Raw genomic sequence first — 12,377 nt, 5'->3', positions numbered from 1 at the left:
CTCCAGTCGCCCAGAAGAAGCAGTGCGCGGCGAATTACTTCAAGACCAACCAATGATCTGATTTCGCCTCAATACCACTCCCTCGTAGCCTGCCCCATTCATCCACACCTGTTGCCTATATCGGACACAGCAAAAGTAAAATATCTTCAATATAAAATTACAAGATTATTTATCGTATTTTATACAAACAAATAAAGGAAATATCTCTATAAAATAAGTCTATATATTATATATAAAAAAGAAGGAAGCCTTAAAGGCTTCCTTCATACTTTTCTACAACTTCGTTACTGATATGAAACTTCACAAAGTGACATTCACACCAAACTGGAAGGAGCGCATAATAGCTCCCTTTTCGGCCCATGCTGAGTTATAGTTATAAGAACCATATGTACCAAAATCGTACGGAGCACGGAACCCAAGCAGGTTATACACCGTCGTATAGATGCGCCAACGGTTGTTGATACGGTACGTCAGGTTCAAATCGACATCCCACCAATTATGAATGTGGCATTGATTTGTTGGGGAATTACTGAAACCAGCAAGAAGGTTACTGCTGTTAGCGCAACTCCCTGCGCCCGCACCGTTCGTATCTTCCGCAACATTTTTATAACCGCTCGTATAGTAAACGGTAGGTGTAACAGAAAGATTTTTCCAAATAAAGGTATTGGACCAGTTAGCGCGCCAACGCGGCGTGCCAGATGCAGACACTGCATTGTAAGGGGCTAACGTACCAGCCCAATGCTGCACCTGACCATCAGGCATGGTCAGGTTAAACGAGCGCACATATGTGGCCTGACCTACACTCACAAGACGAACATCGCGTAAGAAACCCGGCAGACGCACGTTGGCGTTTACCTTCATATCCACACCGTCTGTTACCAGACTGCGGGTATTCAGATAGGCAAGATTGACCATGTAAGGCCGAACCTGACCATTCGGATTCTGTGTATCAACCTGATCCGGCACAACGCTTGTGCCCGCAGGCACTGCGGCATTCCCACCGGAAAGCCAGGCGTTAGCAATAGCCGTTGCACCAAGAGGGTTAGGAGCAATGTAGTTGCTCTTTTTGATATAGTAGTAACCAAACGTGAAGTTTAGCCAGTCTGTTGGGCGAATAATCGCAGAACCTGTGAAGTTAGTAGAAATTTCAGGTTTGAGATTTGGGTTGCCGGCCGTATTTTGCCCCAAGCTGTACGCCTGAGCATAGCTGTTCGGCGTACCGTTCGCATTAAGATGCTGGTTAATGAAATTCTGATTTGTCACGTTATAAGTCGTGTACGCCACGTTCATGCCGTTTGTTTCAGCAAAACTTGGCACACGGAAACCACGCGTAAAAGTACCCCGTAGAGTAAACTGTTTTACCGGTGTGAAGGACAGGCCTGCTTTAGGGGAATAACGCCCAAAACCACTTCCCTGCGCATAATGATCATACCGTCCGCTGATGTCCGCCTGTACCATTTTATGGAACGGCAAGGCCATCTCCCAGTATCCCGCTTCTACCCAGCGGCTTCCCTGCGCGTTAAACGGGTTCACATACCCAACGTACTGTGCATCAGGGTTATTGCGGTCATAAGGGTTAGCGCTGGGGTCATTGAGAGCTTCATAACGAATATTTCCGCCAATTGCGAGATTCGCCATCCCACCGGGCAAGCGGAACAACCCCTTGGAGACATGCATATCGCCAGAATATTCTTGCGAACGCGCATTCATCACGTTTTTGGGCGCGATAGAATTCAGTACCGCCTGACTATTCTGCGATGGATCAACAAAATTATAAGTCCCATTGATAATGGCATTTTTTATGCCGGCAATAGTAGGGGCACCCGTAATAGTTTGCTGGAGCATGGTATTCATGCCAGTAAAATTAACGTCGTAATTCCAGTCAGAACCCCAGTGAGATGCCGCTGTCCCAGCGTAACGAAGTGCGCCTCGGAAGTTTTGACTTAACTGCTCAGTTGTGGGAATCACGTCGCCAAAGGCATACATAACTTCTGCCGCTTTACCCTGAGCGGCAAACGGATCATTCGGATTAAGCGAGCCATCTGGCAGGTAAGCTGGCAAAGGCGTGCTATAAGTATCTGCATTGCGAGATTGAGACCGCGCACGCGCACCATAAGGTGAGCTGGAATACTGAGACAACGCCTGTGAATAAGTAAACATACCCGTAAGCTGAGAGCGCGGAGTAACATCAACAGTCAAATGTGCTGTTGCACTTACACGACGCAAAGATGGGGATATTTGGGAATAATCATGCACTGAGTTTTGAGAACAAGCCTGACTTGTTCCTGCGGCGCCTGCGATAGCACCTGTCACAACAGAACCATAACCACCACAGCCAGCAGACGGATTAAGAAGTTGCCATGGTCCTACACCGCTTTTCCCACCATCACTCGGTCGAACAAGAGCAACAGGCGTCGCACCGAAATTGTTGATGCCGCCAGCACCATCAGACACGTTTGTTGTGCCATCAATACCGCCTACCCCGGTCAGATTAGACGTATTGAACGGGTACCCCAACTGGCGGTTATAAATTGCATCATCCTGTTGGTATTCAGAGTTAACATAGAAGTTATAGCCATCACGCTTCAGGTCACCGTGACCATACGTGGCATATAATTTCTGGTGTCCGCCAAAACCGCCCTGCGCCAGGCCGCCTTCCGCGTTCCCTTCAAAACCTTTTATTTCTTTGCGCGTTGTATAGTTTATGACACCCGCGACAGCATCTGCGCCATACAAGGACGAGCCTGCGTCTTCCATGGTATCTACTGATTCCATAATGGAAGAAGGCATCCAGTTGGTATCAACAAAGTTACGCTCACCGTCATCCGACAATGGATAGTACGACAACCGCATGCCATCCATCAGCACCAACGTTGAATCCGTTGACAGGCCGCGCAAGGAGGGAGCTGATGCACCACCCGCAAATGCGCCGTTTGCCGAAAATGCGTTGGTAAGAGTACCCGCACCATTTGATGACAGGGACTGCAAAGCATCGGTCACATTAGCAAAACCACGCCGCTGCATATCCTGACGTGAAATGTGCGTAATAGGAGACATGCTTGTCAGATTGGGATCGTGAAAAAGCGAGCCAACGACAGTGACACTCTCGGGACTGGTCGAGCGTGCCTCCTCGGTACGGGCCTTGGTTATCGTGCTGCGTGCATTACCGATGTTTGAGTTAGGAGCCGGCACGGCAGATGTTGATCGTGCAGCGGGCGTTGCTTTTTTCACTACAGTGCGGGCCGCATGCTTTTTTGTAACTTTAGCAGATGTTACCTGCCCGGCACCAGACACACCGGAAGGTGCTGCTGCCTGTGAATAAACCGGAAAAGCCGCTGCAAAAACAGGTAGAGCATAAAGCAGGGAGAAAGAGAGCGGCAGGCGCTTCTTTCCGCGATCAATATGAGACATGGATGCTTCCCGGCAAGATGTTGCGCTTTTGTATTGTTAGTCTTTCCGGATTAAAAAATGCGCCCCCACGTGTCACCCATAAATTCCGATACAGAAACATTTTCTCAAAAATGTGCGACATTTTAAACACACCAGTTATGCAGAAAATGCATTTTGTTTCTAGAAAATCGGAAAATTTTTATGAAAATTACGTTCCAATAAAAATTATTATTCTAGATATTAGGATCGTTTTGAAACCATTCTTTCTGTAGCCTAACAGCCACAGAGCTTTCTTGACTCGTCCATCTCACGCCCCCTAACCGTGAAAGCACGACCCGTCTGGCGCAGCCGGAATCTGGCGCGCGCAGGGGATTTTGAGGAGAATACTGTATGACCCGTCGTCCCTGGCTTTACGCCGCAACAGCCGCCACCTGCCTGGCTGGCTGGAGTGCGGTCGCCACCGCAGCCCCCCTGCCTGCATCCAATCCATTTGCCGCAGAAAGCCCCCTGCCCTACCACGCTCCGCGCTTTGATCTGATCAAAGACACGGATTACCAGCCCGCGCTGGAGCAGGGCATGGCCGAACAGGCCGCCGAAATGGACCGAATCGCCAACAATGCCGAACCGGCAACGTTTGAGAACACCATTGCCGCCATGGAGCGCTCAGGCCGTCTGCTGGACCGCACGCTGGAAACCTTCAGCGGTGTTTATTCCGCCAATACCAACCCGATGCTGGATAAGGTGCAGGAAGCCGTCGGCCCGAAGCTCTCCGCGCATCAAGATAGCATTTACCTCAACCCCAAACTGTTCGCACGCGTACAGTCCCTGCATGCCCGGCAGGCCACGTTGGGGCTAAATGCCGAGCAGAAGCAGGTTCTGGACGTTTACTATCAGAACTTCGTGCATGCCGGCGCGGAGCTTTCCGATGCTGACAAGGCCAAGCTGCGCGATCTGAACACCCGCCTTGCCAAACTGGAAACCGTGTTCCAGCAGAAGCTTCTGGCAGGCACCAAGGCTTCGGCCCTGATTGTGTCTGCGAAGGAAACGCTGGCTGGGCTTGATGCCGCCGCCCTCACCGCCGCGCAGACCGCCGCCAAAGAGCGGAAGCTGACGGACAAATGGCTTCTGCCCCTGCAGAACACCACTCAGCAGCCTGCGCTGGAAAGCCTGACAGACCGCGAAACCCGTCAGGCCCTGTTCGAACAGTCCTGGACCCGCGTGGAAAAAGGCGGCGCCTCTGACACGCGCGACACGATTGCCACGCTCGCCCAGCTCCGCGCACAGAAAGCGGCCCTGTTCGGTTACAAAAACTATGCGGGCTATGTGCTCTCGGACCAGATGGCCAAGACGCCGGAAGCCGTACACGGCTTTATTGCGCAACTGGTCCCCGCCCTTGCGGCAGAACAGAAGCGTGAAGCCGCAGACATTCAGGACACCATCACAAAAAGCGGGGCCTCCTTCCAGCTCAAACCGTGGGATTGGTCACACTACGCCGCTCAAGTCCGCAAAGCGCGCCTCAATTTTGATGAGGATCAGGTCAAACCTTATTTTGAGCTGAATAATGTTCTGCAGAATGGCGTCTTTTTTGCCGCCAACCGCTTGTACGGAATCACGTTCAAACGCCGCACCGATATCCCGACCTACAACCCGGATGTCATGGTGTTTGAAGTGTTCGACAAGGACGGGTCTGAACTCGGCCTGATCTATTTCGATTACTTCCAGCGCGACAACAAGAACGGTGGTGCATGGATGTCCAACTTTGTGGGGCAGTCCACCCTGCTGGGCACCAAACCGGTTGTGTATAACGTTGGCAATTTCACCAAACCCGCTCAGGGCGAACCTGCACTGATCAGCTTTGATGATGTCACCACCATGTTCCATGAATTCGGGCATGCACTGCACGGCCTGTTTGCAAAGCAGACCTACCCTATTATTTCCGGCACCTCCGTGGCGCGGGACTTTGTGGAATTCCCCTCACAGTTCAACGAACATTGGGCGCTGGATGCCACGGTGCTGGCACACTATGCCCACCATTACAAAACCGGCGCGCCCATGCCTGAAAAACTGGTGGCTCTGCTGAAAAAAGCAGCAACCTTCAATCAAGGATATCGTCTGGGTGAAGTGGTGACCGCTGCGGAACTTGATATGGACTGGCACAGCCTTGGTGCCGATGCACCGAAGCAGGATGTGGATGTTTTTGAAAAATCCGCTCTGGGTAAAATGGGACTGGAGACGGATCTGGTTCCGCCGCGCTACCGCTCAAGCTACTTCCTGCATATCTGGTCGAACGGCTATTCAGCCGGATATTACGCCTATCTGTGGACTGAAATGCTGGATGATGACACGTTTGCATGGTTCGAGAAAAACGGTGGCCTGACACGCAAGAATGGCCAGCGCTTCCGTGACATGATCCTCTCCCGCGGTCATACAGAAGATTACGGCTCGATGTTCCGCGCGTTCTACGGCAAAGACCCGGATATCGGCCCGATGCTGACATTCCGTGGCCTGGGCGGCTCCAAAAACTAAGTCTTTCCAAGGGTTTTCCAGAACTTTTTCTCGCATTCAGCCAAGGGCGGTTACTCTGCATTCTGCGGAATAACCGCCTTTCCTGTATACGGCTGATAGCAGAAGGTCACACGGCCTGTTGTCAGGTCACACCGCGCATACCCGCTGCGCCCCTGCCAGATCACGGCCTGCCCGGTATACGGCCCGTAACAGAACCGGGCCGCACCCAGTGTGACATCACACATGTTGTAGACTCCCTGCTGCAAGAGCACGGCACGTCCGGTATAGGGCGCCCCACAGAAAGCCGGATGCCCCGCTGTGAGAACACACCGCGCGACAGTCCCCGGAAGCGGAGTGTGTCGGGGGCTCATCACAGCATCCTCCGCATGCCCTGCGCCGGCATGCAGCACAGCACTACCCAACGCCATGCCGAGCAGAACTCTATCGAACAGGGTTTTTCGTTGTTTTCGTTTTCGCGGCACGGTTCGGCCTTTTCTCATAGCGTTTCAGGCCCGCCGCATGTGTTTCCGCACAGCTTTCATCATGAGCCAGATCAAAACGACTCGCCTTGATCATTATAATATCATTAAAAGCAATTAAAAAATGACTATTTTTCAGGAAAGCTTGCAAAGCGCTTGCACTTTTTCGGAAACGGAAATTAACATTTATTCATGCAATGGCCGGAAGGTCAAACCGTCCACGGCGCATTCAATCACAAAACAAAAACAACAAATGAGGACAATCGCCATGTCTGCATCTGATTTTCTTTCTTCCCAGCAGCCCACGCAGGGGCTCACAAAGCTTTCCCGTAACCTCAAAGAAGATTTCTGGCGGGGCGTTCTGGATGCCGCATCTGATACCATTCAGGTCATCAATGATATTGGCAGTGGTATCAACCATATTATCAGCCCCATTCTGAGCATTCCGGAAGCCATAGTAGGCCACCAGACTGTAACGGACCTGTCTTTTCTGTCCCACGACTACGCCATTCCCGTTCCCACGGACCAGAGCGGCGCGCACAGCCCGACCGTCTCGCAGTTTCTGAACGCCAGCAACAGCACCTATACTCTTGCGGGCAATCCCGAGGGACTGACGCCGTTCCTGCATGACGGACGTCAGCTTGCGATCAGTGATCAGTTCAGCGGTATGGCTGCCAAGGTCTGGCAGACAGCGGACCAGCAGGTTGTGATCGCGTTTCAGGGCACTTCAGGGGGCGATAATATCTTCCTTAACCCCACCGCCAATATCGGGCAGATTGGGGCCGATATCCAGTCAGCCTCGGGCACCATATCCCAGGCCCAGAAAGATGCTCTGGCCTTTACTCGCTTTGTTGTACACGAAGCCGGTGAACGGGGTATTGATACCAACAATATCTTCGTGACCGGCCATTCCCTTGGCGGGATGGAGGCCTCTTATGTCGCGCAGCAGACGGGCCTTGGTGGAATCGCCTTTGAATCGACCGGCCTGCCCCTGACATCCACCACAGCAGGCACCGGCACCAATTTTGCCAACGTTGTGACCTATGGAGACCCGGTAGCCAGCTTTGCCTCCGACATTCAGGGGTTCCAGCCTTTTGCGCCGGATTATAACCCGACCAACGGTGGTGACATGCCCCATTACGGGCATGTGGTGACTGTCGGGGCGGAAGCGGACCAGAATACTCTGGCCAGCCATATCGCCGGATTGTGGGACCACACTCTGCTTGGCAATGCCATTCAGCTTGCAGAAATTGCCTCAGACTTCGCGCATTTTCATCTGCCCGGCGCTGTAGCAGGAGATCTGGGCGTGGAATTTTCTCCCATTTCCATCACTCAGGATCTTGGCGGCGCCTCTCATGGTCCGGTCTTCAATGCGGCGGATGATACCATCGCCCAGTTCATTACAGCAGACACACTCCGGCCGGAGCATCAGTCCGGCGCCCTCTTTCCCGCCTGATCAGGCCATCTGAAGACACCACATATCAAGACCCGGGCCGGGGGAAGCCTTACCTTTCCCCGGCCTTTTTGCGGCACGTTTCAGGCCCCGCAAAAAAAATCAAAAAATGTGAAATTCGTCCTTGACGCTTCCCGGAAACCCCTCTAAATCAAGGCCCAACGCTGCCTCTGTCCCGTTCGTCTAGAGGCCTAGGACACTGCCCTTTCACGGCGGCAACACGGGTTCGAATCCCGTACGGGATACCATAGCTTTAATGCGTTAAAACAATTTTTCCCCTAAAATTTGCTTCTTTCCAGAACAAACTTTAAGGGGAAAATTGTGTTTTTCCACATCTCAAAAAATCATCTCTGATCAGGCATTTTTTGCACAGCTGCCTTATGCAACGATTGGCATAAGAAGCAGGTATGGGGCTGACACTCCAGCCAGCCCCGTTCCGCATGCATCAGTGATGCGCACCCAGCCATGTATGCAGTTGTGAGCGAGTTGCCTGCATAGCGTCTTTCCGGGCACCGATTTCACTCAGGGCTTTTGCCGTTGCAATTCTGGCACCGGTTGTTTTGGAGGAAGAAGGGTCTGCCTCCAGAGCCTTTGCAACCTCCGGCGTATCCGAATACGCGGCGATTCCGGCCAGGAACCCATCCTGAGACCACGGAGCCAGATGAGTCCTGATTTCCGCCTCATGCTGTTTAACCAGCTTCCAGACCAGATCAGCATTCTCACTCTCATCCGCCACGCGGCCCAGCGCCATGGCAATACGCCCGTTCGGAATAGCACCGCTGGCAGCCAGCAGGACGTTTTTCTCAATCAGAGCCGGATCTCTTGCCGCAGCAAGCGCATTGAACAGTCTGAGTTTAACTTCAGTCGCCTGCGTGGTGCGCACTTTTTCCGCCATGAGTTCATAGGTTTTCTGGTCCGCGTGCGTCATGGCAATACGAGCCACCACCCCGACCAGATCAGGCTTCAGAGAAGCCGGGTCAGCCTGCCAGCGCGCAAAACGCACTTTTGCTTCCGCTACCACGGTCGGGTCTTCAAACATCCCCAGCGCAGAAAGAACGATCGGACGCAGCATGGTGTCCAGCACGGCTTCATCCGCCTTCTGGTCCCAGCCCAGACGCGCCAGAACAGGTGCAAGCTGCCTGCGCGCATAAGCCCGGAACACCTCCCGGTCCGCGCTGCCCTTCAGATACGCATCGAGCGTTTCAAACTTGCCGATAATTTCCTGAAGAACAGCAATGTCGCGCTCCTGACCCGCCAGAAGGCCATCCGCCAGATCCATATAAGCAGAAAGCGGGGCCTGACCGGAACGGAACAGTGCAAACTGGTCCCCCAGCAGGTTTGCTCTGTCCACAGGGGCAAAACGGGCACTGTTTTTCAGCAGGGATGCAAAAGCCGGCGCATCATACTGCACGCGGTAATATCCGCTTTCCCCCAGATTCAGCTTGAGAGGAGCCTCACACCCCGCCACGCTGAGTTTCTGCGGGGCCTTACCCAGAACAAGCTTTTGCGGGACAATCCCCGGTCCACCCGCCACAACAGGAATACGCCAGACCTGCGGCGCAGGATGAGCGTCATGAATGGTAAAGCGGCTTTGAGTCAGCGTATAAACGGTCTTGCCAGATGCACAGGCAGCCGCCACATGCACCAGCGGGATGCCGGGCTGTTCAGTAAAGCTGCGTGCAACAGAACCAACATCCAGATTTGACGCCTGAGACAGCGCCTGCCACAGATCCTGACTGGTTGCGCTGCTGTAGGCATGGGCTTTCATGTAGGCGCGCATGCCATCACGGAAATGATCCTCACCCAGCCAACCTTCCAGCATCCGGATTACCAGCTCTCCCTTGCCATAACTGATATTGTCAAAAGCCGAGTTTGCCTCACTGACATTGTGAATGGTCTGCTGGATGGGGTGTGTGGAGGGCAACGCATCCGTCGCCATGGTTTCCTCACGGGTTTCATGCTGGCGTGGCCAGATGTCCCATTCCGGATTCATTTTGTCGGTTGCCTTGATTTCCATCCATGAGGCAAAGCCTTCATTCAGCCAGATATTGTCCCACCAGCCCATGGTCACCAGATCACCCGACCACTGATGTGCCATTTCATGCGCAACAACTTCATAAATCAGTTCACGCGTGCGGGGGGTGCTGTTTTTGGGGTCAAACAGCAGGACGTTATCAATATAGGTCAGCAGCCCCCAGTTTTCCATGGCCCCGGCCTGATAGTTTCCGGGAATTGCGACCATATCCATTTTGGGCAATGGGTATTTCACACCAAAATAGCTGTTGTAATAAGGAAGGATCTGCTCTGCGGCATGCAGGGCAAAGTCACCCTGATTTTCGAGGCCGGAGGGAGCATATACAGCCAGAGGCGTGCCATCCGCCTGCCCCTGCACGGATTTCATATCCCCCGCAACCAGCGCCAGAAGATAGGTGGACATCCGCGGCGTTGTGCCAAAGGACACGCGCTTCATCTCGTGCCCCGGCTCACCTGCGTCAGGTTGGGTCTGCGTCACCGGCATGTTGCTGACAGCCACAACCTCTTTCGGAAGCGTGACATCAAGCTGGAAAGTCGCCTTGAACGCGGGTTCATCCCAGCCGGGGAACATGCGGCGGGCGTCCGCCACTTCAAACTGCGTGACCAGCATCCGCTTTGTCTCGCCTGTGGGTGCTGTGTAATCATCCACATAAATGCCGTTCGGCGTCTTCAGGATCGGGCCGGACCAAGTGATAACAAGCGTATGCGCACCCTTGCCGACTTTTGCCGGAAAATGCAGCGTGGCGGTTTCCGCCGCATCATCCTGACGGATCTCAGCCGCCACGCCGTTATCCAGCACGGCCTTGGCCAGATGCAGGCCGGCCTGATTGAGTGTGATGTCCGCCACAGATGTGCGCACATCCACCCGGATGGTTTCCTGCCCCGTAAGCTTCAGATGGTCGATATCAGTTACAATATTGATTGCATAGGATGCGGGCACCACCGTTTTCGGGAGCTGCCCGGCAGCGGACTGAAATGAAAAAACCTGTTCCGCCTGCGCCGGAACCACCACAAGCAACCCGGCAAGCAGGGTGCTCAAAACCAGAAGACGACGCATACAACTTTCCTCTAAAAACCAATTTAACTTTCCGAAACCCGAAAAATCATTTTGACTTCGGATTATTCCGATCATACTATTTTTATCACATCAGCCCTTCCGTCAACGGTGGCGGAACGGACAAGCCGCCCTTCGGGGCAGAAAAGGCACACAGAGCGGATCAACGATGGTTCGCTGGCTCAGAGGAGCGATGGTTTTCCGCGCAGAATGCGCAAACCATCCGGAAGACGTTCTGTGGACAAAGGATTTCTGAAAGCCGGTCATACACCGACACTTGTCGCCGCTTTTCTGTATTTTGATGTCTCCTTCATGGTCTGGGTGCTGCTCGGCCCGCTGGGGATTGCCATTGCGCATGACCTGCACCTGAACGCTGGCCAGAAAGGCCTGCTTGTTGCGACACCTGTGCTGGCGGGCGCGGGCCTGCGTGTGCTGGCTGGAGCGTTGGTTGATCTGTTCGGCCCCCGCCGCGTGGCCATTGCCGCGCAGATTACCGTTATTCTCGGCCTGTGGCTGACATGGTTTCTCGCCCCCCACAGCTATGCCAGCCTATTCTGGGTTGCGCTGGTGCTGGGGGTTGCCGGGGCTTCCTTCGCCGTAGCACTGCCGCTGGCTTCCGTATGGTACCCGCCGCGCTATCAGGGCACAGCGCTGGGCATTGCCGGAGCGGGCAATTCCGGCACCGCGCTGGCCTCTCTCTTCGCACCCGGTCTGGCCGCCATGGTGGGCTGGCTGAATGTTCTCGGTCTTGTCACGCTGCCGCTGATGGCCGTTCTGGGGGCCTTCCTGTATCTGGCGCGTGAACCTGAAACGCGGCCTGCGGCCCCCACGCTCTCCTCCTGGGGGCCGATCCTGAAATCCGGCGGCTGCTGGGCACTGATGTTTTTCTACAGCGTGACCTTTGGCGGATTTGTCGGGCTGGCCTCGTTCCTGACCATCTATTTTAATGACCAGTACCACCTGCCCCCCGCCGTTGCCGGGGCATGCACGGCATTTGTGGTGTTTGCAGGCTCCTTTATCCGCCCTGTTGGCGGGGCACTGGCGGACCGTGTGGGCGGCACGAAAGCACTGATCCTGCTTTATGGTGCGGCAGGGGCCATTTTTCTGCTGATCGCCACAGGTCTGCCCTCTGTCTATCTGGCGTTCGGGGCGTTTTTTCTGGGCATGCTGGCCCTTGGGCTTGGCAACGGGGCCGTGTTCCAGCTCGTGCCTATCCGCTTTCCGCAGCAGGTGGGTATTCTCACCGGCCTTGTCGGCATGGCGGGGGGAGTGGGCGGGTTCTATCTTGCCTCCTCCCTTGGCGCGGCACGCCAGACAACAGGCTCCTACGGCCCCGGCTTTCTTGTGTTTGCCCTTGTCTGCCTTCTCGCATGCGGGTGTGTCACGCTCTGCCACCGCAAATGGACGGGGGGCTCCCGATGACGCAGATAGCCCGCCCCATCCGCCACTGGAAAAGCGGCAG

6 protein-coding genes and 1 tRNA gene are annotated in these 12,377 nt (G+C 54.2%); 4 read left to right on the top strand and 3 right to left on the bottom strand.

Going from position 1 to position 12,377, the window contains the following annotated elements; genetic code table 11:
• Positions 1-300 precede the first annotated feature (300 nt).
• The gene (locus GOB82_RS08810; RefSeq protein ID WP_166122206.1) at positions 301-3,411 is read right to left on the bottom strand and encodes a TonB-dependent receptor plug domain-containing protein; all 3,111 of its coding nucleotides are present in this window, start codon (positions 3,409-3,411) and stop codon (positions 301-303) included.
• Positions 3,412-3,780: 369 nt separating this feature from the next.
• Between GOB82_RS08810 and GOB82_RS08805 the strand changes: the two genes are divergently transcribed.
• Positions 3,781-5,916, top strand: coding sequence for a M3 family metallopeptidase (locus tag GOB82_RS08805; protein WP_166122204.1), 2,136 nt, complete (start codon positions 3,781-3,783; stop codon positions 5,914-5,916).
• Positions 5,917-5,966: 50 nt separating this feature from the next.
• Here GOB82_RS08805 and GOB82_RS08800 read toward each other — a convergent pair whose 3' ends face one another.
• Positions 5,967-6,323, bottom strand: a complete 357-nt coding sequence (locus GOB82_RS08800; RefSeq protein ID WP_242007298.1) for a hypothetical protein — start codon at positions 6,321-6,323, stop codon at positions 5,967-5,969.
• Between the two features lie 319 nt (positions 6,324-6,642).
• Here GOB82_RS08800 and GOB82_RS08795 point away from each other — a divergent pair, with 319 nt between their 5' ends.
• On the top strand, positions 6,643-7,830 hold the full coding sequence (locus GOB82_RS08795) for a lipase (RefSeq protein WP_166122203.1): 1,188 nt from the start codon (positions 6,643-6,645) through the stop codon (positions 7,828-7,830).
• Positions 7,831-7,999: 169 nt separating this feature from the next.
• Positions 8,000-8,075, top strand: a tRNA-Glu gene (locus tag GOB82_RS08790).
• Positions 8,076-8,272: 197 nt separating this feature from the next.
• Here the strand turns inward: GOB82_RS08790 and GOB82_RS08785 are convergent.
• Positions 8,273-10,918: a M1 family metallopeptidase gene (locus GOB82_RS08785; RefSeq protein WP_166122201.1), complete on the bottom strand. Its 2,646-nt coding sequence runs from the start codon at positions 10,916-10,918 to the stop codon at positions 8,273-8,275.
• A gap of 234 nt (positions 10,919-11,152) precedes the next feature.
• On the opposite strand from GOB82_RS08785, the gene GOB82_RS08780 reads away from it, so the two are divergent.
• Positions 11,153-12,337: an MFS transporter gene (locus tag GOB82_RS08780; protein WP_166122199.1), complete on the top strand. Its 1,185-nt coding sequence runs from the start codon at positions 11,153-11,155 to the stop codon at positions 12,335-12,337.
• The last annotated feature ends 40 nt before the right edge of the window (positions 12,338-12,377 follow it).

Origin of the sequence: Acetobacter farinalis (assembly GCF_011516935.1) — a bacterium.
Lineage (GTDB): Bacteria > Pseudomonadota > Alphaproteobacteria > Acetobacterales > Acetobacteraceae > Acetobacter > Acetobacter farinalis.
The sequence above is the reverse complement of the archived record's forward strand: the minus strand, read 5'-3'. Positions and strand labels throughout refer to the sequence as shown.